This window comes from Calothrix sp. CBUCES-K 9914, from assembly GCF_059640475.1.
This window is the reverse complement of record NZ_JBXXZH010000144.1, coordinates 1-24,283: the sequence shown is the minus strand read 5'-3', so window position 1 is coordinate 24,283 and position 24,283 is coordinate 1. Positions and strand designations below refer to the sequence as shown.

At 37.9% G+C, this 24,283-nt stretch carries 18 protein-coding genes and 2 pseudogenes; 16 read left to right on the top strand and 4 right to left on the bottom strand.

Translation table 11 applies throughout. The features are described 5' to 3' along the window. Positions 1–1,214: 1,214 nt before the first annotated feature. The 5 genes from AC2JBO_RS27310 (at position 1,215) to AC2JBO_RS27290 (ending at position 10,619) form a co-directional block, all read left to right on the top strand. On the top strand, positions 1,215–2,612 hold the full coding sequence (locus AC2JBO_RS27310; protein WP_496956771.1) for a hypothetical protein: 1,398 nt from the start codon (positions 1,215–1,217) through the stop codon (positions 2,610–2,612). A 67-nt stretch (positions 2,613–2,679) separates the two neighbouring features. Then, on the top strand, positions 2,680–4,020 hold the full coding sequence (locus tag AC2JBO_RS27305; protein ID WP_496956770.1) for a DUF1822 family protein: 1,341 nt from the start codon (positions 2,680–2,682) through the stop codon (positions 4,018–4,020). A gap of 103 nt (positions 4,021–4,123) precedes the next feature. Further along, positions 4,124–6,520 carry a CHASE2 domain-containing protein gene (locus AC2JBO_RS27300; RefSeq protein ID WP_496956769.1) on the top strand — a complete coding sequence of 799 codons (2,397 nt, stop codon included), beginning with the start codon at positions 4,124–4,126 and terminating at the stop codon, positions 6,518–6,520. Then, a complete protein-coding gene (locus tag AC2JBO_RS27295) occupies positions 6,513–7,244 on the top strand; it encodes a hypothetical protein (RefSeq protein ID WP_496956768.1) in 732 nt (243 codons plus the stop codon). Before AC2JBO_RS27300 ends, AC2JBO_RS27295 begins: the two co-directional genes overlap by 8 nt. 345 nt (positions 7,245–7,589) lie before the next feature. Then, positions 7,590–10,619, top strand: a complete 3,030-nt coding sequence (locus AC2JBO_RS27290; protein WP_496956767.1) for a CHAT domain-containing protein — start codon at positions 7,590–7,592, stop codon at positions 10,617–10,619. A gap of 406 nt (positions 10,620–11,025) precedes the next feature. Here AC2JBO_RS27290 and AC2JBO_RS27285 read toward each other — a convergent pair whose 3' ends face one another. Beyond that, positions 11,026–11,499: a MarR family winged helix-turn-helix transcriptional regulator gene (locus AC2JBO_RS27285; protein ID WP_496956766.1), complete on the bottom strand. Its 474-nt coding sequence runs from the start codon at positions 11,497–11,499 to the stop codon at positions 11,026–11,028. Between the two features lie 54 nt (positions 11,500–11,553). Here AC2JBO_RS27285 and AC2JBO_RS27280 point away from each other — a divergent pair, with 54 nt between their 5' ends. The 4 genes from AC2JBO_RS27280 (at position 11,554) to AC2JBO_RS27265 (ending at position 15,848) form a co-directional block, all read left to right on the top strand. After that, the gene (locus AC2JBO_RS27280; RefSeq protein WP_496956765.1) at positions 11,554–13,128 is read left to right on the top strand and encodes a DHA2 family efflux MFS transporter permease subunit; all 1,575 of its coding nucleotides are present in this window, start codon (positions 11,554–11,556) and stop codon (positions 13,126–13,128) included. Positions 13,129–13,344: 216 nt separating this feature from the next. Beyond that, positions 13,345–13,914 (top strand): transposase, encoded by a 570-nt coding sequence (locus AC2JBO_RS27275; protein ID WP_496956773.1) that lies wholly within the window; start codon positions 13,345–13,347, stop codon positions 13,912–13,914. Positions 13,915–13,939: 25 nt separating this feature from the next. Further along, on the top strand, positions 13,940–14,650 hold the full coding sequence (locus AC2JBO_RS27270; protein ID WP_496956764.1) for a hypothetical protein: 711 nt from the start codon (positions 13,940–13,942) through the stop codon (positions 14,648–14,650). Positions 14,651–15,185: 535 nt separating this feature from the next. Then, the gene (locus tag AC2JBO_RS27265; protein WP_496956763.1) at positions 15,186–15,848 is read left to right on the top strand and encodes a hypothetical protein; all 663 of its coding nucleotides are present in this window, start codon (positions 15,186–15,188) and stop codon (positions 15,846–15,848) included. An 8-nt stretch (positions 15,849–15,856) separates the two neighbouring features. Here the strand turns inward: AC2JBO_RS27265 and devC are convergent, their stop codons facing one another. The 3 genes from devC to AC2JBO_RS27250 form a co-directional block, all read right to left on the bottom strand. Continuing rightward, positions 15,857–17,026, bottom strand: a complete 1,170-nt coding sequence (devC, locus tag AC2JBO_RS27260) for an ABC transporter permease DevC (protein WP_496956772.1) — start codon at positions 17,024–17,026, stop codon at positions 15,857–15,859. A gap of 74 nt (positions 17,027–17,100) precedes the next feature. Next, the gene (locus AC2JBO_RS27255; protein ID WP_496956762.1) at positions 17,101–18,495 is read right to left on the bottom strand and encodes an ABC exporter membrane fusion protein; all 1,395 of its coding nucleotides are present in this window, start codon (positions 18,493–18,495) and stop codon (positions 17,101–17,103) included. Positions 18,496–18,627: 132 nt separating this feature from the next. Next, positions 18,628–19,209, bottom strand: a complete 582-nt coding sequence (locus AC2JBO_RS27250) for a TetR/AcrR family transcriptional regulator (RefSeq protein WP_496956761.1) — start codon at positions 19,207–19,209, stop codon at positions 18,628–18,630. An 88-nt stretch (positions 19,210–19,297) separates the two neighbouring features. Here AC2JBO_RS27250 and AC2JBO_RS27245 point away from each other — a divergent pair, with 88 nt between their 5' ends. The 7 genes and pseudogenes from AC2JBO_RS27245 to AC2JBO_RS27215 all read left to right on the top strand — a co-directional run. After that, complete coding sequence (locus tag AC2JBO_RS27245; RefSeq protein ID WP_496956760.1) at positions 19,298–20,047, top strand: hypothetical protein; 750 nt, start codon at positions 19,298–19,300, stop codon at positions 20,045–20,047. 277 nt (positions 20,048–20,324) lie between these two features. Beyond that, positions 20,325–20,807, top strand: a pseudogene (locus tag AC2JBO_RS27240) (transposase); the annotation flags it as partial. Between the two features lie 145 nt (positions 20,808–20,952). Continuing rightward, positions 20,953–22,092, top strand: a complete 1,140-nt coding sequence (locus tag AC2JBO_RS27235; RefSeq protein WP_496956759.1) for a tyrosine-type recombinase/integrase — start codon at positions 20,953–20,955, stop codon at positions 22,090–22,092. An 18-nt stretch (positions 22,093–22,110) separates the two neighbouring features. Continuing rightward, on the top strand, positions 22,111–22,470 hold the full coding sequence (locus tag AC2JBO_RS27230) for a helix-turn-helix domain-containing protein (protein WP_496956758.1): 360 nt from the start codon (positions 22,111–22,113) through the stop codon (positions 22,468–22,470). 37 nt (positions 22,471–22,507) lie between these two features. Then, positions 22,508–22,786, top strand: a complete 279-nt coding sequence (locus tag AC2JBO_RS27225; RefSeq protein ID WP_496956757.1) for a GIY-YIG nuclease family protein — start codon at positions 22,508–22,510, stop codon at positions 22,784–22,786. 36 nt (positions 22,787–22,822) lie between these two features. Then, the gene (locus AC2JBO_RS27220; protein WP_496956756.1) at positions 22,823–23,047 is read left to right on the top strand and encodes a hypothetical protein; all 225 of its coding nucleotides are present in this window, start codon (positions 22,823–22,825) and stop codon (positions 23,045–23,047) included. A 9-nt stretch (positions 23,048–23,056) separates the two neighbouring features. Further along, a pseudogene (locus tag AC2JBO_RS27215) lies at positions 23,057–24,283 on the top strand (hypothetical protein); the annotation flags it as partial.

The window sequence follows — 24,283 nt, the reverse complement described above, 5'->3', positions numbered from 1 at the left end:
CACGCGCGCGTAAAGCACACTAAAATAATGTATGCTTTATGTTTGCTTAAAACCAAGTATTTATAAGCTATTTAACCTGTTAATTACTTTGTAATATAAGTTTATTTATTAATATCTAATTACTCATATTTTGCAATTATCAAATTTTATGTCAAAATCTTAACTGCGTACAAGCCGAGCTAACTGTCAATGCCCACGTCAAATAAAATACACAATAATCTGAAGTAGTATAGATCCAATTTTCTGTTTTTGCTGTGCGGTTTCTACCTAACATAGACACTTTTTGAAAGTTAATAAAACACTTCCGCTACACCAGCTTCTTAAGAGTAGGCGCCACCAGTAATTCTTTTTAAAAAATAGTATTTTACGTAATATTTCTAGACTTATAAATAAAATTTATACTAATTATACTTAGAAGATATTTTTTGATTGCTGTTATATTTATACGCTTTTTATTAACTTTTTACGAGTTTTCCCGCTAAATGCAGTATGCTAGCTTACTTAAAGATTTTTAGTATTTTTATTTACTTTCGGCATAAGTAATTGTGTAACATGTTATGCGACATTCTGAAGTGCGGAATATGGGTTAAAAATAAATAATAGTTGTATTTAAATAGAATCGGCGCCACTGTTTGACCGCCATTCCTTGCCCACAGCCCATTTAAGATGCGTTTGCCCTGAACCTCCGCTTTGCGTTGAATATAGTTTTTGTTAGTATTCTTTTTGGTTAAATATTTTGATATATATTGAGAATAATTATTAGTTAAACCTGTAAGATTGAATGAGTATTGTACTATTTTTGTAATATTTGTAGTAAGTATTATAACTAACTATGTTTGAAATTAGAGTACTTATCTCTCGGGACTCACCCTTGAAATTAACTATAACTGCGCGTGACTTTACTTGTTCAAATACAAACTGTTCTGGTATACAATGGTTTTTATTTGGGGTCATAATTCAAACTGCTGTAATTGTTGTGCAATATATATTTTGGCAGGTTTTGACTCCTATTTTCTCAAATCTTGTGAGAAATCCGGGTATAGCTCCCCACAAATTAAAACGTTCTCTAATTATAGTTAACAGGCAACTGCATGAGTTCCCATCTCCCAGAAATAGAGAGTATATAACGACCCCAAGGATAACGAAGGGTATAAATTGCAATTCTTTTAAGGAGGTGGAACAATTGGTAATAACTAGCGTTGAGTAAAATCACTGTGAATTCAAAATATTGTGAATTTGTCAAGCTATCTAGTAATGGTAGGTGTATAGTTGAAATGGTTAGTGCAGCTAGAGACTATTTAAAACAAGAGTTTCCAACGCTTGCAGATGAGTCAGATGCAGCAATACAGCGTCAGCTTTGGCAACAAATGCATACGCAACAAGCTGTTAGTCATCTCGCTTCCATTTGTCTACGCTGCTATATCTCTCACCAAATTTACCAGACTTGCTACGATTTAGGCGCCAAGTTCGGCAAGCAAAACGGTTTCCATTATCAAGATTTGTTACCAACTGTGTTGGGGGATGAGGTGTTACTCAAAACACACCACCAGTCACCTAACTCCTACAAGTCCCTAGCAACAACGATACTAGAATCATACAACCCTGGTAAAGGTTCACTCAATACTTGGGTAAGTCGCTCTGTTAAACAATATCCTGCAATTAAAAAGTTTCTACTTGAGCATGGTGTTTTTCTAATCAGCGACTGGGCACTTTTGAATGATACTACTCCCAAAGAGTTGCGACGAATCTTTACACAAATGTTTGGTTTATCATCGTTGGAAATTGAGCAAGCTTGTAATTTGTTAGTTAGCTATCATGCAGTATACCGTAATGACCGCTTACAACAGCGTCTCACAACTTCGACTTTACCTTGTCAAGTTCCCACTAGTATACAGCTAACTCGCATCGCAACTGACTTACAAACTCAAATAGGTAAAAGTCTCAGTAACGATGCTATTTTAAAGCAACTGCAAAATATCGCAGCCAAACTTCGAGAATACCGCATTGCTGCACAAGGTGGCGCCACTAAAACACTATCTTATAACGCTCTTGAAATTCAACCGTTAGTAGATAGCCAACAAGCTGCACTCGATAACGATGAAAAAGAAGAAAATGAATTTATTAAGTTATATACTCAACAGTTGGTTCAGTCCCTCGACCAAGCTCTGTCTCAAGTTATTGAAGACTATATCAATAAACTCCAACGCAGGCGCCCACTTCTCGTAGAAAAATTTATCACCGCTTTACACCTACTCCACTGTAAAGGTGAGTCTATGACAAAAATTGCACCACAAATCAACTTTACACAACAATTTGAAGTTACTCGCTTATTAAAACTTAATGATATCCGGACGGATGTTCGGCAAAAGTTATTAATGATATTGCGTACTGAGGTGAGGGATATTGCCCAAGAGTTTACAAGTGTCGAACGGTTACAAGCGTTAGACCAGAAAATAAATGAGGCATTAGAAGAGCAAATTAATAAAATTATTGCACAAGCGGAATCGGAAATTAGAAGTCCAATTCGTAACCAACCCCTTCGCAGTCTCTTTGCACATCGTCTTTGTTTCTATCTAGACAACAGGGCAAAAACTAACTCTTCAGGTGCGTGACGCTACTAGTTGATTAGTTTTGTTTCAGATTTGTTAAGCGCGCGTCACACACTCTACTCCTTGTATTATGAACGAACAAACTTTTTTGACTGAATATTTTGACGATTTTGACTTTTACTCATTGAGTAATGTTAACACTGAATTGGCGCCTTCTCAAATTCAGCGTGCTATACAACTAAGTTCAGCAATAACTTTACCTGACTCTAGTTGGCAAGTTTACCTTACTGCTTTAGGTGTACTGGGGTTTGAACAGTGGGTGAGTGAAAGGGCACCTGATTTGGAAGTACAATTTAACGAGTCATCAATTTGGCAACCAGCTTATGCAAATTTACTTGCTGCTGCTAGTAATATCCAAGTTGGCGCCTTTAAAGTTTGTATAATTACAGCAAGTAAGGTTAGTGATGTACAAAGCATTCCGTTTGCAGTATTGGACGTTCCACAACTAGCAGCGCATTTTTATGTGTTGATGCAAGTTGATGAAGAACTTGGACAAACTGGGGTGTTTGGGTTCATGGACTATCAGCAGTTTCAAAGCTATAAAAAACAAGCTTCGTTAAAAGTTGATGAAGATTGGACTTATACTTTAGACAACGACAGCTTTAACTTAGACCCAGATGCACTTTTATTGAATTTACGCTGTTTGGATGCAAATGCAATTAAGTTACCTGTTAGTATACCAGTTACACAAACTGACACATCTGTAGCACTACAGCAAAAGTTAACTAAGTTACAATCTAATTTTAAAAAGCATCCTTCACAGTATCTAACTGTGGAAGAAGCTACTATGTTGTTTAGTAACCCTGATTTAATTAACTGGTTGTACGAACTAATGCGTGCGTCCGTTACTAACGGCAATAATATCAATAATAATATAGATGTTGATGTTGTGGCGCCGCGTGTAACAGCACAACCATTAATAAATGTAAGGCTGTGGCTACAAAATCAAATCGATACGATAGCATCAGAACTAGGGTGGATGTTAATGCCGACGTTATCTCCATCACCGTTACGTAAGTCTGAAGAATTCCAAAAAATTCGAGATGGACTAGAAGCGCAAAAAATACATATTCCATACACAGCTACTGGTGGTACGCGCGATTTAAATGCAGAGTGCGGTGCATTAAGATTGTATGCTGTAATTTGGGAGTTAGAGTCAACAACAGATAACCCAGAATGGATGTTGTTAATTGCATTAGGGTCTGTTTCAAATATGCCAATGCCAAAAACGTTACAGTTACAAGTTCGTGACCAAACACAAGAATTATTCAACCAGTCTTTAGAAGATACTAACAGTGGAATATTATATACCCGTCTTATTGGCGATGCTAATGACCGTTTTTGGATAACGATAACTGCTGATAATAATACAGTATTTGAAATCCCACCTTTCGGAATGGAGGGAAGTTAGTGAATCAATATAACACAACTATTAACGATAATTTAAACTTTGTTTGTGACAAAGTAAGTAAAAATACATTATACATCATTAAACTTTGCCCTTGACGTGAGCTATGACTGTACTACATCTATTCAATCTCAAAGTTCAAAAGGTAGAAAATACATGTTTGTTTGAGTTGTCTTGGGGACAGGGACTATATGCAGCTGCACAACTCGATTATCCCGTAGTTTTAACAACATTGTACCAAGATTGGAGAAAAGCATACCTGAACTTTTATCAGTCAGACGAGATGCGTGGCAAAATGGTAGATGGTGGAGTTGCAAAGCTTACTATTGACTGGCACGCTGAACTCGTCAAAGCTGAATCAAAATTCATGTATGAGTTTAATAGCTGGTTGCGAAGTGCTGAGTTGTTCGATATCCGCGCGCAGATTGGTGGTAATAGTGGTAATATAAAGCAAGCAAATCAAACTGTTAGAGTGTGTTTGACGTGTACACCAATAGAGTTGGATAGGTTTCCGTGGGAAGCTTGGGAAAGTGAATTTGCGAGTGCTGGAACTATACAAATCATTCGCTCTCCTCAAAAAATTAGCGCTCAAACGCATCAACTACAGCAAAAAGGGCGTACTAGAATCTTAACAATATTGGGTGACGATACAGGATTAGATTTTAAAGTTGAACTTGATGCTCTGAAGGAGTTATCGAAAATAGCGGATGTTCAGTTCGTTGGATGGCAACCTAACCAAACAGGTTTGCAAGTTATTGAGAAAATTACAACAGCGATAGCTGATGAGAAAGGGTGGGACATTTTATTTTTTGCTGGACATAGTAATGAAACACACTTAACGGGAGGGGAGTTAGGTATTGCACCAGGAGTATCGATATCAACGTCTGAGATAGCAAAGTTATTGAGTTCAGCGCGCGAACGTCGGTTAAAGGTAGCTATATTTAATTCGTGTAGTGGGTTAAATATTGCTAAATCTCTCATAGATTTAGGGTTTAGTCAAGTGATGGTGATGCGTGAACCTGTCCATAACCGGGTTGCACAAGAGTTTTTAGTCAAGTTTTTACTTTCTTTGGGTAAACACCTGAATGTGTATGACTCAATGATGGAAGCACGTCAATTTTTACGTCTTGAAAAATCTCATACTTTTCCTTCATCTTACTTGTTACCTTCGCTGTTTTGTCATCCCGGCGCCGAGCTATATAAAATTCCCCCTACATTACCGTGGTATAAACGTGTTCGTGAAGTAGTTTTACCAAATAGTATCATAGAGGGTGCAGCTTTAACTTTGGCAGTTGCGGTTGGTACAATTATTCCCGTTCAAGATTTTTTACTTGATGGACGGGTGTTAGCTCAAGCGATGTATCGTAATTTTACCAGTCAAATACCATCTATTGAGGCGCCACCAGTTGCGTTAGTGGAGATAGATAGTGAGTCAATAAGAAAGCGTAAACTTCCATCTTCGCAAATTTTGCCGATGAACCGCAGCTATATTGCAGAGTTAATGGAACGCGCGCAGAAGTTGAACGCACAAGTCATTGGTTTAGATTTTTTAATCGATACACCACAAAAATATCCACTCGACGCTGATAAAAAGTTAGGAACAGCAGTCGGTCGCGCGGTAAAAGATAATAGATGGGTTGTTTTTGGAACTATTTTAAACGATGATAATGAAGTTAGTGTTAATGATGCGAATGGTATTCGTAGTCGTAACTGGACTTTACAAGGTTATACCGAATCGTTTCCAAACTATTTAGAGTTACCTGAAAGCTGCCGTGAAAAATGCCCTATTTCTTATTTAATGGCACTTACTCAGCTAGCAACGCAGGAAATAACTGACCTACCGAAACCTAATGCTACTGGTAGTACTGATTTACGCACTCAATTATTGAATACGGTTGAGCAGAAACAACCTCCAAAGGGTAATTTAACATCATTGACAAAGTGGCGCCCATTATTTGGGCAACAACCAATAATTGATTTTTCGATACCTCCAGATAAAGCGTACACGAAAATACCTGCTTGGCAGTTAATGGAAAATCCTGATGTTAATAAGTTTCCACTTGTATCAAAACAAATTGTATTAATTGCGACAGGAAACGATGAACGTTTAGGAAAAGCAGCAGGTGTACCCGACCGAATGTCAGCACCGAGTGCAATGAAATATTGGACAGGACAGTCATGGATGACAGGAGGTCAGTCTTTAGCGTATTCCACTCATCATTTTATCCGGCGCCATTTTATTACGCCAATACCTGATATTTGGATGATAGTAGCTGCGATTTTTGCAGGTAAAATTACTGAATCTGTATTAAAAACAAAGTCTCCATTAAAACCAAAACTACGTTTACAAATTCTTTCAGGCGCCTTAATAGGAGTTGTATTGTATGGAGTAGCAGAGTTGCAACTGTATATAACAGCGGCACTTTTACTACCTTGGTTCTTACCTTCATCAGTGTTTATAGCTTATGTATTATCTGCGACAAGGAGAAAAAACCATGCTTAAATTATCAAAGTTTTTAATAATTATTTTGTTCGCAACTAGTTTTGTGACTACAGGTAGCTTTACCAATATAAAATCAACTCAAACACTCGCTCAAGTTAGAGTATCAGATTTTCTTTCACTATGGAAGAGGAAGAGTGAACGAAAAGTCGCGCGAACCTCACGTTCAATAGGTGTTTGTGCAATTTCACCAGGTATATTTGAAACGTACCAAGTATGGAACGACCGTCCACTATTTTTGTGGAAGTCATCAGCAAAGCAAGATGCAGAGCTAGTTATACGTGAGTACGACAATCAAACCGAAGTTTGGAGAAAACCTGTTAATATAGCTGATGAAAAGCTTTTATATAGTGGAGAAAAACCTCTTGAAGCAGGTAAGCTTTATCAATGGCAGCTTTTTAACAAGACAAAGGGTATTAATGAGTCAGTGACATTCCAAATAATGCCTGCTTCTGAACGTGGTAAAATTCAAAGTGATTTAGAAGCGTTAGAAAAAAGTTCGCTCGTTAAAAAAGCGTCACCGGAAGAAACTGCTCTCTCAAAAGCAAATTACTTCTTGGAATATAAAATTCAGAATAAAAACGATGATGTAACTCATTTGCCTTGGTCGGATGTGTTACAGTCTCTTTATGAAGTGAAAAACCCTTCTACTTCGTTTGTAGAACAGCGTGAAAAATTTGTAGTTTCCATGTGTACAATTAATTCTACTGCAAGTAATCAGAAATAGTATATCCTAAACCCTAGAAGTGTAAGTTTGGCAACGGATGTTGATTTTGAATAACTGTGACGTGAAATAATACCAAGTAACCACGGGAGCAATGAACACAATATTTGTGAACCGTGGTTCACATTTTATTGGTCATAGAAATATCCAAATATCCTTCTTATATCATGTCCGGTTGATTACCCATAATTACCACGTTACGTAGAGACGCGATTAATCGCGTCTCTACAATAATTTTATTATAGTTACGCTCCCAAATATGATACCACTAGAAGAATAAAGGGTTGTGTATAGCTATCAAGTTATATATATCTATATATGTAAATAGCGGGGAAGGGGGAAATCAAAATGTTCAAATCAGACCATCATAAAGTTAACTACAGTATTGCACTTACAACAGTATCGCTTTTCCTTATATTCCCCGTAGACGCAACATTCTCGCAAACCAAAAAAACTGGAAGCTGGGTTCATGAAGAATTAATAGCACAAGCTCAAATTCAAAAGCAGGATAGAAAAGAAATTATTAGATTAAATAAAGAGGGTTTGCAGCTACTTGAGCAAGGCAAATATAAAGAAGCTTTGATTTTATTTGAAAAAGCTTTACTAATTTGTAAACAATTAGACGATAAAGATGCTGAGGGTAGTATTATCAATAATATTGGCGGGGTTTATGAAAATATTAAGCAGTATCCAAAAGCGTTAGAGTATTATCAAAAAGCGTTAAATATTAGTAAGCAATTAAACGATAAACCAGGTGAAGGTACTGCTCTAAATAATATTGGGGCTGTTTATGACAATTTGAATCAGTATCAAAATGCATTGAAATATTATCAAGAATCATTAGCTATTCGTAAAATAGCAGGTAATAAATCGCGTGAAGCCCAAACTATTAACAGTATTGCTGGTGTTTACGTAAGGTTAAGACAGTATAAAGAAGCATTAGATTATTATCAACAAGCTTTAATTATTCGTAAACAAATTAATGAAGCAAAAGGTGTAATATATATTCTTCACAAGATTGGAGCGATTTACGAACAATTAGAACAGTATAAAGAATCATTAATATATTATCAGCAATTATTATCTATTTATCAACAATTAAATGATAAGACTAGTCAAGGTAAAGCTTTTAATAAAATTGCAGCAGTTTACGATAAATTAGGACAGTATAAAGATTCACTAGAGTATTATCAAAAAGCGTTAGAGATTAGTAAAGAATTTGGTGATAAGCCAGGTGAGGGTGATATATTGAACAATATTGGCGTAGTTTATGATATCTTTGGGCAGTACAAAAAAGCGCTAGAGTATTATCAACAAGCATTAGCTATTCGGCAACAACAAGATGATAAACTTGGTCAAGGTATAACTCTTAATTATATTGGATTAGCTTATCAGAATTTAGGAAAATATCAAATCGCCTTAGACTATTACCAACAATCATTAGCTATTCGTAAAAAAAGAAATGATAAAGCAGGTCACGCTCAATCTCTCAACAATATTGGAGAAATTTTTCGGTATTTTGGGCAATACCAAAAAGCGTTAGAATATTATGAACAAGCGTTACCTATTAGTAAACAAGTAAATAATAAAGTCATTGAAAGTGCATGTCTAAATAATATTGCGTTTGTTTATCAAAGTTGGGGACAGAATCAAAAAGCATTAAAATATTATGAACAAGCTTTAGCTCGTATTCGACAAGCCAAATATAAGCCAGGTGAGACAAAAATTATCATAAGTATTGGAGTTGTTTACCGTAATTTGGGAGAATACCAACAAGCTTTAGATTATTATCAACAAGCACTTGGGCTTAGTAAGCAGATAAATGATAAGTTAGGTGAGGGTATAGTTATCAACAATATTGGAGAAGTTTACCTGAACTGGAAACAGTACGACAAAGCATTAGATTATTTTCAGCAGTCATTAGATATTAGTCAAAAATCTGGTGATAAAGCTGGTGAAGCAATTAGTTTTAACAATATTGGAGGAGTTTATATTTTTAAAAACCAATATTTTCAAGCAGAAAAGCCTTTATTCGATGCTATTACAATTTGGGAAGAACTACGTCTTAAATTAACTGACGACCAAAAAATTTCTATTTTTAATCAACAGCTTAGAACATATAAGTTGTTACAAAATGCTTTATTGTCTCAAAATAAAATAGAGCAATCTTTAGAAGTATCTGAGCGTGGAAGAGCAAGAGCGTTTATCGATTTATTAACATCAAAGGTTACAAATAATAATGATGCTATCGGTAAGCTACCAACAATTACTAACATAAAAATCATTGCTCAAAAGCAAAAGCTAACGCTTGTTGAATATTCTGTACATTCTGAAGAGCTTTATGTTTGGGTAGTAAAACCCACTAGGGAAATCGCTTTTAATAAAATTGATTTAAAATCTTTAAAAACACCTTTGAATAAATTAGTAGAAAATAGTCGTTTTTCTATTGGTGTTAGAGGACGTGGTATTAAGGCATCGCAAGTCCCAGAAACGAATCATCAAAACAGGTTACAAGAACTACATGAAGTATTAATTAAACCTATAGCTAAACATTTACCTCAGAACCCAGACGAGCGAGTTGTTTTCATCCCAGATGAATCTTTATTTCTAGTCCCATTTCCAGCATTGGTGGATGAAAAGCAAAAATACTTGATTGAAAAACATACTATTCTTACCGCACCTGCAATTCAAGTTTTGGAATTTACTGACAAAAGTAATCAAAAGCCAGTAAAATTTGCTGCTCTACAAGAAGATGAAAAATTAATTGTTGGTAATCCGATTATGCCTTATGTTGGCATACCACCAAAACAATTATCTAATTTACCAGGCGCCGAACGAGAGACCAAACTAATTGCGTCTCTACTGAATGCAAAACCCTTAATTGGCAAAGATGCAACAAAATCACAGGTAATGAAGAGAATGAAAAATGCAAAACTCATTCATCTTGCAACCCACGGATTACTTGATGGTTTTGGTGAACGCATACCTGGTGCAATAGCTCTAGCTCCAGATTCTCTCCCATCCCCTAAACAACCTAACGAAGGACTTTTACGCACAACCGAAATTATCGAAAATCTCAAAATTCAAGCTGACTTAATAGTCTTAAGCGCTTGCGATACTGGTAAAGGAGAAATAAGCGGAGACGGTGTACAAGGATTATCCCGCGCATTGTTAACGGCAGGTGCTAAAAGTTTAATAGTATCGCTATGGCAAGTACCAGATGAAGCCACCTCAGATTTAATGGTTGAATTCTACCAGCAATTGGAGAAAAACCCAGATAAAGCTTTCTCTTTGCGTCAAGCAATGTTAAAAACAATGCGAAAATACAGGAGTGCAGCAAATTGGGCAGCGTTTACTATAATAGGCAACCCAGAATAAATTATTCTGCGTTAGTTTTAGTTGTTCCTTTCATACGACAGTGCCAGTTGCCAAAGGTGTTTTGGAAACAGATTATCAAACCAATACGTTCACCTCGCGAGCGGGCGCTTAAGTAAGTGCCATTCAACACTACAGGCGCCAATTAAAAAGTGATTCTGAACAAATATAATTCAAACTTAAGATGTTTATTAGCCTTTGAAAATATATCTATATAATTATTAAATACTAAATTCTGATAACTATTTAAGTACGAATGACCTTGTGACAGTTGGGTAATAGCTAGGGGGTGCGGAATGTGGGTTGTATTTGTAAAAATTTTATAATTTCATGATTTACGAAAAACTAAATAACCGCCAAGACAAGCAAAAGTATTAGATAATGTTGGTCAAAGTTTAGCTGGAATAGTTTAATCAATTGCCTGTGCAAAAGCAGTGCTGAGTATAGTTAATCCTTCGACGATGGTTTGAAGTTGTTCTTGCGGTAGGTCATTGAGGATATTAGAAATTTTGGTACTAATCAGTAATTTAATTTGTTCTAAATGATACTCTCCATCTGGTGTTAATACAAGGATAACTTGGCGCCTACTTTCGGGGTTTTCGCTTCTGTTGATAAGTTGTTTTTGTACAAGACGGTCAATTAAATTTGATGCTGTGGCTTTTGTGACTTCCAAATGCTCCGCAAGTTGGGATAGTGAGGCGCCTGGATAACGGTGAAGATAACCAAGCGCGCGAAACTGAGGTACAGAAAGTGATTCTGGTAATAATTCAGTGTGGCGCCGCATTTCAACGCGAAGAAACTGTGTAATTACAGGAACCGCTTCTATGACTTTTGCCGCACACTGCTGTGATGATATTTTACTTCTAAGTTCTTCTGTACTCATACTCTACATGTGTATATGGATGTTATACTAACTGTTAGCATAGCTAACTAATATATGATACAGCGAAAAGAAACAAAAGGTGTAGATAATACCGGGTGGTTAAAGTGGGCAATTGCAATTGCTGCATCTTTAGGCGCCATATTAGAGGTAATTGATACAAGTATTGTGAATGTTGCATTAACTGACATGCAGAGCAGTTTGGGTGCGACAATTACGGAAATTGGCTGGGTAGTGACGGGATATGCGATAGCAAACGTCATAGTTATACCGTTGACAGCGTGGTTGGGAGATTACTTTGGACGAAAAGCTTACTTTATATTTTCTCTGGTAGGGTTTACTGTTGCATCGATGATGTGTGGGTTTGCGAGCAACTTGCAAATGCTTATTATCGCGCGTATTTTACAGGGACTGTGTGGGGGAGGGTTACTTGCGAAAGCACAGGCAATTTTATTTGATACCTTTCCACCAGAACAGCAGGGACTCGCACAGGCAGTATTTGGGGTAGGTGTAATTTCTGGCCCTGCCATTGGTCCAACTTTAGGAGGTTTTCTGACTGACAGTTTAGGATGGCGGTGGATTTTCTTTATTAATTTACCTTTTGGTATTTTAGCTGTAGCGATGTGTTGGTTATTTTTACCTAAAGACCATGCAAAAGTAAATAATAATCGCACTGTTGACTGGTTGGGAATTGCGCTTTTAACAATTGCTGTTGGTTGTTTGCAAACCTTTTTAGAAGAAGGTGAAAAGGAAGATTGGTTTGCTTCTGGGTTTATTGTGACGTTAGCAATAACCAGTGTTGTTGGTTTGGTGCTTTTTATTTGGCGAGAATTAACTGCTCAAAACCCTGCCGTTGACTTACGAGTATTGCGACATCGTTCTTTGGCAGCAGGTTCTGTTTACTCTGCTGTTTTGGGAATGGGGTTATACGGCGCCTTATTTGCTGTTCCCATATTTGCTCAAACTATATTACACTATACAGCCACACAAACAGGGATGCTATTATTTCCAGGCGCCTTAGCATCTGCGGTAACAATGATAATGCTAGGAAAGCTAACAAGTAAAATAGACCCCAGATTTATCATTGCTGCTGGAGGTATTATTACTAGCCTAGTAATGTTTAATTTACAACATATTAATCCTGATAGTAATAGTGAAACATTATTTTATCCTTTACTGTGGCGGGGTGTTGGAACGGTAATGATGTTTTTACCGTTGAGTTTAGCAACATTAAGTCCACTGCCAAAACAAGATATTCCAGCGGGTTCAGGTTTTTATAACTTGACAAGACAATTGGGTGGTAGTATTGGAATCGCGATGTTAACGACTTTACTCGCTCAAAGAGAAGCTTTTCATCGCGCGATACTAGTAGAGAAACTAAGTATTTATGACCCTGCGACAAGTCAACGGTTATCTCAGCTTGCAGCAGGGTTAGAAGGTCGTGGTGTTGACACATCCCAAGCGCAAAGTCAAGCGTTAGCAATTATCGATCAAACAGTCAATATGCAATCTGCTATTTTATCTTTTGAGGATATTTTTTGGGCAGTAGGGGTAGCTTTTTTAGTTAGTTTACCCTTACTCCTGTTGCTAGGTAAAAAACAAACTGGTGGCAATATCTCGTCCGCATATTAATAACGTGCGCGCGAAAAAATATAAACGTCGGATGCGTAACGCTATAAATAACACGAACGTCGGATGCGTAACGCTATAAATAACACGAACGTCGGATCTGGAGTTTAGACTAAATGGCTTCAGCCCAAGAAAAAAAAAGGGGTCTGATTGAATACAGGCCCCTTTTGACAGATGCTGAGATAAGAACCACCAAATCTCACCCTGCCAATATGAAATCTGACTTTCCTTCGAGAATTCCGTCAAGCAGCTTACAAGCTTCTAGGCAAAGCACACGACGCAACATTTGAACTAACAGACGCAATATTAACTACACGTAATGCTTACAGTTTGGCAGATTTGTCTCTATCAGCGTTCTTTCGACGCAAGTGGCCTAGCATTTATGAGGCGCTACAAGATAGCAGACCGAAACGAAATAAATTGATGCAGTTATACATTAAACAGATACCAACTTCCCAGAGGCGCCCATTACTGGCGGGAGACCATACTGCATGGTCTCGCCCCGACGCAGTAACTCTGCAAGAGAGAACAATTGAGCATAGTGTTGCTGGAATACCAGGAAATAAACCCATTACGATTGGACAAGGATATAGTACGATTGCTTGGGTGCCAGAGGATTCAGGTAGCTGGGCACTGCCTTTAAGGCATGAAAGGATAACTAGCTACGAAAATCCAATTGAAAAGGCTGCTTGGCAACTACAACAAGTGTGTAAACATTTACCTACTAGACCAATTTCTGTATGGGATAGCTCGTCGCGGATGTGCGCCCTTTATTTCAAAAACCGTTGATATTCCAGCAGATATTCTTGTACGTTTGCGTTCTAATCTTTGTCTATGGACAGCGCCTCCAGAGTACTCCGGCAAGGGGCGCCCACGAAAACACGGTAATAAATTTAAGCTCAATGAACCGGATTCATGGGAACCAGTAGCTCAGAGTATAGAGTTAAACGACCCGAAGCTAGGTAAGGTAAGAGTTCGCTTGTGGGAAAATTTACATTTCCGTAAAACTGCTGCGCGTCCGATGTCTTTAATAAGGGTTGAACGTGTTGATGATAAAGGTAATTTACGGGTAGCGAAGCCGCTGTGGCTAGCCTGGGTAGGAGAAGAAATGCCTCCGTTGTCGGAAGTTTGGTGCCTTTATTTACGCCGTTTTACCGTTGACCATTGGTATCGTTTTTTAAAGCAACGTCTTCATTGGACTCTTCCGAAGCTCAGTACTCCCAAGCAATGTGAACGTTGGAGTGATTTAATGCCAATGATTACCTGGGAATTATGGTTGGCTCGTGATATTGTTGCTGATAACCCTTTACCTTGGCAAAAGTCTTTAGACAAACTAACGCCTGGAAGAGTTGCCCAAGCTATGAATTTGATTTTGGAGGCTATCGGCACTCCTGCACATTTGCCCAAACCTCGCGGAAAGTCTCCGGGCTGGGAAGAAGGAAAACCGCGACAACGTAGAATTCGCTATCCTGTAGTTAAAAAAACTACGCCAAAGCCACGTAAGGAACAACAAAAATCGGCTTAGTATTAAAGAATTGTATACTTCAAGTTTGTTTTTTACGAACTCAGTGCCACTGGGTCATTTCTTGGCGCCTAGTCTAAACTCCAGTCGGATGCGTAACGCTATAAATAACACGAACGTCGGGTGCGTAACGCTATAAATAACACGAACGTCGGGTGCGTAACGCTATAAATAACATGAACGTCGGGTGCGTAACGCTATAAAGAACATGAACGTAGCAACAAAACTTGTAGCGTTACGCACCTTACCCATCACCATATTATAACAAAATATAGGTGAGAAAATTATTTTAAAAATTTATGGTGCGTGACACTACGAGCATTGCGCTTCGTTTCACAATAGTAAGTTGTGTCACGCACCCTACACGTTTTTTATTGTTTAATTAACGATAAAACCTTTGTTTTATACACTACTTTCATACACATAAAAATAATCTAAACTTGGGTTTATACGCTACAGTGAAGCGTTTTATTATCTTAGTTTGTGGAAAAAATATAATCGCTATTCTCAATTTTTCAAACCACTGCGAGAAGTATATATGTATACAAAAGTGCTTAAAGTTGCTTTGAGTCTCTTATGTTTTGCTATGTTAGGGTTTAGCACTGATGTAAAAGTTGATGCTATAAACGCTTCGACTACAACTTACGCGCGTAAGTCTACCAAAAGAACAAGATATTATTATTTTAACTCTTATAGAGAATACTTGGTATCTCCAAATAACCAATATACAATAGTACGGGGTTCCAATAGAAGGAATTTTTTGTATGACCTTAGCTCTGACCGTTTAATTACTAACATTCGGTGTAGAGGAAGTAATCAAGGTTATGGTAGTATTTCTACCAATTGGAGACGAGATTCTCAGGTTGCTTTAATAACTTATAATGGACAATGGGCGCCACGCGATGTTTGTTTAGTTAGTGTTGATGGCGCCCAAGTTAACATATATAATCGGATGCAATACGATGCTCACACATTTCTAGCACAATCTTACGACTCTAACTATTGGAGAAACAGAGATAGACTAGTGTTCGATTTCTTTAGAAGTGATTCATTGTTAAGAATTACTAACAACCGTATAACTGTGTTAGCAAGGCTTTATACTCCGAATAACGCATATAGTCAATCACTGTTAATGAACTACAGATACCAAATAATTGGCGATTTTATCGAATTCAGCTTAGTGAGCATCCGTATAGCTTAACTGACTCGCTAAAAAATATCAGCAGGGTCAGCAGATTGGAGTTTCCGCATAGCTATCGCACCCGAAATACTACACATTACCACTGTCAGCACAAACACATTTACCGCGCGTTCAACCGTCATCGCAATCGGTAACATTGTGGCGCCTGCCGCAATACTGTATAATCCAATAGCAGCAATGAAACTGGGAATATAACCTAAAATTGCTAAAAACAACGATTCTTGTATCAATACCCGCAGTAAAAAACCATCCGTATATCCCATCGCTTTGAGTGTTGCGTACTCAGGTAAATGTTCTGAAACATCAGAATAAAGGATTTGATAAACAATTACAATCCCTACAATAAACCCAACACCAACACCCAAACCAAAGATAAACCCTATCGCTGTACCTTCTGCCCAATATTTCTTCTCTATCTGAGCAAACTCTTCGGTAGTCAGTACCGATACATCTTTGGGTAAAGACGCAGCAAGTTGTTTTTTCACCCTTGGTATACTCGCGTTATCCTTCAAGTTAATCAAACCTACCGCAATTTTCTCTGGTTTACTCCTGGGAAACAACTGCATGAATGTAGATTCACTCGTTATCACATTACCATCTGCCGCAAACGAGGCGCCGTTTGTAAATAAACCAGTTACATTTACACCTTTACCGTTTAACTCAGTTTCAAAATTGTTATTTTTCTTAAACTCATCATTACTCACACCATAGTCAGGACGACCAGCAATATCAAACAACACACTATTCAACGGTTTAAGACTTTCAAGTCGTTTATTTACCTCTGGCATTTTAAATGTCGGTTTAGTTGGGTCAACCCCCCATACTAAAATAGCTCTTTCTAAACGAGTTTGAGGATTACGCCATTGTCCAGTGGAGATGTAAATTGGAGTTACCGACTCAACACCATCATACGCCAAAGTTTGATATAATCTTTCCCGCGCAAAGTCTTTGACTGAAAATAAAGTTTGCATTTGCGGGTCAATTAATACCAAGTCAGCTTGTAGGTTACGATGCGGTTGTATTGAAGCATCATATAAGGCGCCTTCAAACCCCATTTGAATTAACATTAATATATCAGCAAACGCAATTCCTGCTACCGCCACAGCTAGACGAGTTTTCTCCTTCATCAACTGGCGCCAAGCTAACGGTGTTTTTTTATTCTTTTTAAACAACTTCATATTCATCATATTTTAATTCCTTCGTTGTTTATAACGAACATTCGTTATGGTTTACTGTAATAAAAAGTTACAAACTATAAATCAATGGATGTTTGAACTTGTAAGTTAGTAAGTCCAGCAACACGAGGATTATCTTCTGGGTTGATACGAATTTTGACTTCGACAACACGACGGTCAAGGTTTTCTCCAGGTTGGTTAGCAAAGACGTTTTGGCGGTTAACCTGTAAACCAATTTGTGATACAGTACCTTTGACTTCACTCTTAAACGCTTGTCCAGTCACTTTGGCAGTTTGTCCAAGTTTAATTTTACCGATATCGCTTTGGTAAACTTCTGCAACTGCTACCATTTGACTAGTTTGTGCTAAATCTACAATACCGTCATCACCAATCTTTTCTCCCGCGCGGGTATGAATTTTGAGAATTTGTCCAGATAGCGGCGCCCGGATGTAAGATTGTTCAAGTTCAGTTTGCGCGCGTTTAGTAGTAGCGATAGCATTATCAACTTCGGTTTGTGCAGCTTGAACATCCACAGGTCGAACTTCGGCGATACTATTTAATGTAGCTTCAGCCTCACTAACTTGTTTATTACCAGTAGCGTTGATACGGGAGAGAGCGATTTTTGCTTCGCTAACCAACTTACTATTAGTAGTATCGATACGTTTCAAAACAGCTTTCGCTTCACTAACTTGTCTACTGCTGGTAGTATCGATACGTTTCAAAACAGCTTTTGCTTCACTAAGCTCTTGAGATGCTGTTTCCACACTCAACCGTTTACCATCGAATAGCGAAATAGATATCGCCCCTTCATTATATAGTTGCTGATAACGTCGCAATTCTGAGTTTGCGTTATTCAACTGTGCTTCTAACCTGGCAATGGTTGCGAGTTGTGCTTGTTTATCACCTTGTGCTTGAGCTTCCAACCGAGCAATATTTTCTAAGTGTGCTTGTTTATCACCTTGCCACTGTGCTTCCAAACGAGCAATACTTTCTTGTTGTCCAACTTTATCACCAACAGATTGAGCTTGTAATCTAGCGACTGTAGCTTTTTGAGCTTGAATTTGTCCAGTTTTAGCACCAGCTTGTACTTGAGCTAACTTTGCTTTTGCCATACTGACTTGTTTTTGGGCAACAAGTAAAGCATCTTGTAACCTTGCTCTTGAATCTAATACAGCAACAACCTGACCTGCTTTAACTTTATCACCTTCAGAGACCAACACCTTACCCACTCTATCACCATCCAAAGGAATAGGCGCCGATAACTTAATTATTTCAGCTTCCGGTTCCAGGTGCCCCAAAGCAGTGACTTTAGTAACAGGTGGTGCAGTTTCAATAGGTTCTTCGACAGGTTTACCAGCTAAACCAAACTGCTGGGCGCCATAATATAATACACCACCAGTAACAGCAGTACCAGCAATCATCAACCCAATCATCCAACCATTCAAAGGTTTCAAATGTACTTTAAAACTCATACTTCTTCCTCTATATATATAGATGCTGAACTTATGATTCCCAAAAAATGCAATATAATTATGGTGCGTGAAAGCACTTTATCTAAAATTTTTAGTCTAGACTGTGATGGCTTTCACACACCCTACTCTGTCCTATGAACTATTACCATACTTTTCTAAATATGCCGTCACCATTTTCCCCATTAACGTACACTGCTCAACAACATCAACAGTATTTACTCCAAGTAACCTTTCCAAAATAACTCCATCTACAAAGCACATCATAAAATCAGCAAGCGCGCGGTCTTCCACTCCCAGAAACTCATAAATAACACCTTGATAACGCTCACACAAACGGCGCCAAAAATCACTATCTATATACCCCTCCGCATCTTGATGCTGGGAAAAGTCAATCATCAAATAACTACTTTTAATGTGATAATCAATATTACCCTCCAAATACTTTCCCAAAGCTTCCGCGCGCTCTTGTCGAGTCTTCAAAGTCTTCCACTCCGCAGTCGCAATAGTAATTTCATTTTGTACCATCTCGTCAACCAACTGCTCAAACAACGCTCTCTTATTAGGAAAATAGTGGTATAGAGTCCCCGTCGAAACCCCCAACTCCTCAGCAACTTTACGCATCGTGATCGACGCATACCCCTTTGTCGCAAACAAATCAAAACTCTTACTCAGCAACTCTTTGCGATACAACTCATGGTCTACTATCTTTGGCATATTCTCTTCAGAGCTTTTTATATTGAACGCTCGTTATAAAATAGTGTAACGTAAAGTATACAATAAAGTCAAGGAAAAAAGAGGGTTTATGGGTTACACGACAACATTCACAGGAAAATTTGAGTTAGACAGACCATTATATGACTTTGAGGTGCTTTACTTATTAGAGTTTGCAAAAAGTCGAAGGGTGAAGCGGAACGAAGAGTTACTTGAGGGAGTTTCAGATATAGCGCGTTCAGGAGTTGGTTTACCATTAGGGGATGAGGGGTGTTATTTTGTAAACGAGTCGCACCTTGGAGCAGAAACTTCGATAGTAGACTATAACCGTCCACCGAAGGGACAACCAGGGTTATACTGTCAGTGGCAACCAACATCAGATGGACGTGGGTTGGAATGGAACGGGCATGAGAAGTTTTATAAATATATAGAATGGTTGCAATATATAATAGTTAATTTTGTAGAGAAATGGGGCTACCAGTTGAATGGAAGAGTAACATGGCAGGGGGAAACGGGGTCAGACGGTGGGCAAATAGTGGTAGTTAACAATGAAATAGTCGAACCACTGGATGCTCCCGCGAGGTTACAATTTATTACCAGTCCCATAACAGTACCTGATAACATATGGCAAGGACTTCATGCAGTGCATCTTGCCGAATCACATGTATTAGCAAGTTGGATATCGGCTATGAACAAGTGTAACGAATTAGGTTATCCAGAAACAGCCCATTGGATAGAAGCTAACTTAATTAGTTTATACGGCGCCGGGATAAATAGGGGGTTTAAAAATGAGACAACGGCAGCAGTATTTATACCAACATGTTATCCAATGGGCGCCTAACTTACATCTACACCCTATAAGGGTGAGACTATACAAACAAAGCCTGCCTACGCAGGCTAAAAACGGTTATTTATCATTTTTATGTTTTTCAGCAACCCCTAGTTAGGGTTTGCTGAATAAAGTAGAAAAGCTGACACCACAAGATTATCAGCCCAAAGAAATATATTCAGGCGCAAGATAAGAAAGTATGATGCCTTAAAATCCTTGCATCACATCACCGTTACCAGTACATTTGATGACAATAGTAATCATGTATTGAAAACAGGGGCAGCCAACCATCTCACCACAAGATTTTAAAATTCCGTCTGAGGGGAATCTCTCGGAAGATAATCGTTGGGTAATTATGGCTTCTTTTATGCCTTGGACAGAATTTGAAGACGAATATTCTTCTTCTTTGTCTATAGAAATGGGGGCACCTGCAAAGCCATTCCGGATGGCATTAGGGGCATTAATAATTAAAGAAAAATTAGGTTTAAGTGATAGAGAAACGGTAGAGCAAATAAAGGAAAACCCTTATCTACAATACTTTATAGGGATGTCATTTTATAGTAAAAAAGCACCATTTGATGCATCAATGTTAGTTCATTTTAGGGAAAGAATTAGTGTAGAACTAGTCAACAAAGTGAATCAACAAATGGTAAAGAAGATGTTAGAAGCAGCATCTTATATTAATACTGATATTAACACTGAAAAAACAGAACTATCAGAAAAAGAAATAAGTAAGTTAACGAATCTTGGAAAATTAGTTCTGGCACAATCTAAGGTATTTAGTATCTAATCAGAACAATATTACTAAGCGCGTAACCCAGTCAAATAAAGGGTTAAGCTTTGTAAATCAAGTTTAACTTGAATAAAATAGGTTATGATTAGGTAAAACAAGTTAAGCTTGAAGGGGGAGACTAAGTATGAGTCGTCCACACCTTGCCATAGTTCATAATATGTCGCTAGTTTCTGCTCCTATAACTTTTGCAGAGAAACTAGCAGACCACGAAGCGATCTTACAGGGGTATTTAGATACTCATGTTACGCGTAACCATAGCGAGCGGACTATTGAATCAGAACGTAGGTTCTTAAAGGGTTGGTTCGAGAACTTAATAATAAAAGACGACTCACATCCATTGGGTGAAAGACAATTATTGATTTGGGAAGCAATGAGTCCAATTACAGGACGACAGAGGATTGTGGAGTTCGGTAAGGGGCTAGTAAGCACTGATTTAAAAGTGCGTACAGTACAAGCATACCTAGGGAAACTCAGACGATTATTTGAGTATGTGCTTAAATGCCCGTATATACCAAGAGAAAATACTCAGTTATTGGTAGCAAAGTATGGTCGTATTGAACAACCAGTTTTGGAGTACGACTATCCTGTACATATACTTGATTCTGATGAAGAAGGCTTTGTGCTGTCTGGAGAAAGGCTGATTGAGTTCTATGAGTTCATACGCACAACATATATTAGTGGCAATCAGAAAAAGCTACCAGTTTCAAGAGACTATACAATGATTGTGTTGGCTGGAGAAAGCGGTTTAAGAGCTTCGGAGATTTTACATTTAGATGCATTAAAACCACATCGAGATCTATTTTATCAACAAAACAGCATTCAAACGCGCTTTGGTAAAGCAGCCAAGGGTTCTGGAAAACGAGTACGTAAAACAATTTTTACGCCGTTTGCTCAGGCGACAATGCGTGTTTATGAGGAGCGGATTCGACCAAACTTTCCTTGTTCAAAGGAGAATCCAGCACTATTTTTAAGTGAGAGTGGTGAGAGAATTTCATATCAGACAATGTGGCGTAACTTGCATGTAATTGCAATTGCAGCAGTGAAGGTAGGTTTAGACCTACCACAACATTTAAGCTGGCATAGTTTGCGTAGATCATTCGCAACGAACTTTATGGAGAAGCAACCGGATAAAGTATGGATATTAATGGATTTAATGGGGCACTTAAATCCAAGCACACTACATCGCTATGTTAGGCATAGTCAGTCATACTATGAGAAAGCGATTGAAGAAATAGTAAATTCACTTTCTCATGAGACTAGTTAAGTGTAAAGGAGAAATTTTATGCCAGTTGTGTGGAAGCTAAAAAAGTGGCTAGCAGTAGAGCGGGATATCTACCGAGCTTCTGAACTACAAGCATTACTAGCTTCTAAAGCAGGAGTACAATTATCACTTCAGGCAGTTTCCGCATTAATTAATGGCAAACCAAATGCTCTAAGACTTCAAACAATTCAGGCTCTTTGTAATGCTTTAGATTGCAAGCTAAGTGACTTTTGTGAAGTCCAGCCTGACCCAGTTGAAGGGACGATTAAACGAACTAAAACTTCTTCTGTTGTTCCAGAGCGTTTATACGGTGGTAAAAAAAAAGTTTCATCGGATGAAAGTATCTTTCCCGACCCGCATGAATTTACAAATCGTGGTTGAATAACTTTCTTCAAAAGCTATCGAATGAGTAATAGTTATGGACGCACAAACACATGAAAAATACTATGTCTATTTAGCTCAATGTGCTAGTGGTGTACTTTATGTTGGTTCGACAAAGAGTGTCTCACAACGTATTGCGGCACACAATGCAGGACGTGGAGGGCGTTACACACGTATTAATCGACCATTAAAACTGCTGAGATTTTGGACTTTTAATACCAGAGCAGAGGCACGAGTCGCAGAATATCAAATGAAGCGTTTATCGCCATCAGAAAAACTTGCTGTTTTTTGTGAAGATAAAAATCATAATAAATAATCGTTCAATGAACGGTTTGATTGACTGGGAGGACTTATGGCTATATTTATTAAATTACCTCGTTACATTCTCAACCTTGAACAAATTCGTTTAATTGAGTTTGAACCTAGCCCACCAACCGTTATTATCACTTGGGCTAACGGTTATGAAGCAACTATTTTGACAGATTTTGATGCACTTGCTTTAATTGATGCAGTTGAACAATCACATCAATTAATAGACGTTTCAATGATTTTACAACCAGAAGAATTATCAGTTTGAGCCGGGTCAATGAAAAATACAGATAATTACAAACGCTTAATTACCTGCGAATTTTGCGGTCGCATGAAGTTTACTTATTTTAAAGACCGTGACATTTGTCGCCAATGCTATTGCAATCAGCCAACAAATCTTTGTTCTCGTTGCGGTGAAATGAAGCGCCAAGTTTCATTATTAGGGCTATGCCCACGATGTACAAAAATAAAAGAACGACCTATAGCAACCTGTAGTCGTTGCTCTCAAACTAAACCAATTTATAATCAAACAGATTGGTTATGTCAGACTTGTCAACAAATTGCACGTCATGCTAGTCGAAAAGCTAAACAGAATAAAATTGAATGTTCTGTTTGTGGTTTTATGAAATCCTCAGCTTTACTTGGTGAACAGATATGTCGTGCTTGTTGGAGAGAAAGACGGTATGGTTATCAACGTTGTTCACAATGTGGTCAGTTTAAAGTTTTGTATAACAAGTCTCATCAATTGTGCCAGCTGTGTAATCAAAATCGTCTAGCACGAGATTCATTACTTGCCTATCTCACAAATTTTAGTACACCATATCCATACAATAAAACTCTTTTCGACTTGATTGCTAAAAATATTAATTGGGATTGCGTTGACAATAATAAAAATCGAAGATTTCGCATCTTTGGTCGTTTTTTGCAAGCAAATGAACTGACTCAACCTTTAACTTGGTCTGCAATAGATAATGCCTTACCTAAGCTTGGAGCTACGGGTCGAACTAATCCAATGCTGATTCGCTCTTGTTTATTTGAACTTGGACATTTATTAGCATCTTTGGGTCAAATAGAAAGTCGAGAACTATATCTTTCGAGACGCCGTGCTTTAATGCCAATTCGCAATGCTCCTAAACATTTACAACAACTAATGAATGACTATGCGACTTGGCTAGAGTCAAGAAAAACTGTATTTTCTAATGTTAGAGACCACTTGGAAACACTAAGCGTCTTTTGGCTATGGAGCGCTCAACATTCTATTAACCTACCTCATGAAGTACAACCATCGCTAATCAATAATTACTTGTTAACGTTAAACTTTCAATGGCAATGCTCTTTGTGCCAAATAATTATACCATTTGACCCAAATCATCGCTTGGCACCGAAAGTTTGTAACTGTTGTGGTGCTGTTGGTTCATACGTACAAGTAAAACGTTTAGCTCAAAACACGGTACGTCAACATCGAGGGAAATTAAAAGTATTCTTTGACTGGGCTTTAATAAAT

Bases quoted from the DNA above. Each gene is read 5' to 3' on its own strand.
- AC2JBO_RS27305 (WP_496956770.1), top strand. From the start codon at position 2,680: ATGAACGAACAAACTTTTTTGACTGAATATTTTGACGATTTTGACTTT.
- AC2JBO_RS27300 (WP_496956769.1), top strand. From the start codon at position 4,124: ATGACTGTACTACATCTATTCAATCTCAAAGTTCAAAAGGTAGAAAAT.
- AC2JBO_RS27295 (WP_496956768.1), top strand. From the start codon at position 6,513: ATGCTTAAATTATCAAAGTTTTTAATAATTATTTTGTTCGCAACTAGT.
- AC2JBO_RS27290 (WP_496956767.1), top strand. From the start codon at position 7,590: ATGTTCAAATCAGACCATCATAAAGTTAACTACAGTATTGCACTTACA.
- AC2JBO_RS27285 (WP_496956766.1), bottom strand. From the start codon at position 11,499: ATGAGTACAGAAGAACTTAGAAGTAAAATATCATCACAGCAGTGTGCG.
- AC2JBO_RS27280 (WP_496956765.1), top strand. From the start codon at position 11,554: ATGATACAGCGAAAAGAAACAAAAGGTGTAGATAATACCGGGTGGTTA.
- AC2JBO_RS27265 (WP_496956763.1), top strand. From the start codon at position 15,186: ATGTATACAAAAGTGCTTAAAGTTGCTTTGAGTCTCTTATGTTTTGCT.
- devC (WP_496956772.1), bottom strand. From the start codon at position 17,026: ATGAAGTTGTTTAAAAAGAATAAAAAAACACCGTTAGCTTGGCGCCAG.
- AC2JBO_RS27255 (WP_496956762.1), bottom strand. From the start codon at position 18,495: ATGAGTTTTAAAGTACATTTGAAACCTTTGAATGGTTGGATGATTGGG.
- AC2JBO_RS27250 (WP_496956761.1), bottom strand. From the start codon at position 19,209: ATGCCAAAGATAGTAGACCATGAGTTGTATCGCAAAGAGTTGCTGAGT.
- AC2JBO_RS27245 (WP_496956760.1), top strand. From the start codon at position 19,298: ATGGGTTACACGACAACATTCACAGGAAAATTTGAGTTAGACAGACCA.
- AC2JBO_RS27235 (WP_496956759.1), top strand. From the start codon at position 20,953: ATGAGTCGTCCACACCTTGCCATAGTTCATAATATGTCGCTAGTTTCT.
- AC2JBO_RS27230 (WP_496956758.1), top strand. From the start codon at position 22,111: ATGCCAGTTGTGTGGAAGCTAAAAAAGTGGCTAGCAGTAGAGCGGGAT.
- AC2JBO_RS27225 (WP_496956757.1), top strand. From the start codon at position 22,508: ATGGACGCACAAACACATGAAAAATACTATGTCTATTTAGCTCAATGT.
- AC2JBO_RS27220 (WP_496956756.1), top strand. From the start codon at position 22,823: ATGGCTATATTTATTAAATTACCTCGTTACATTCTCAACCTTGAACAA.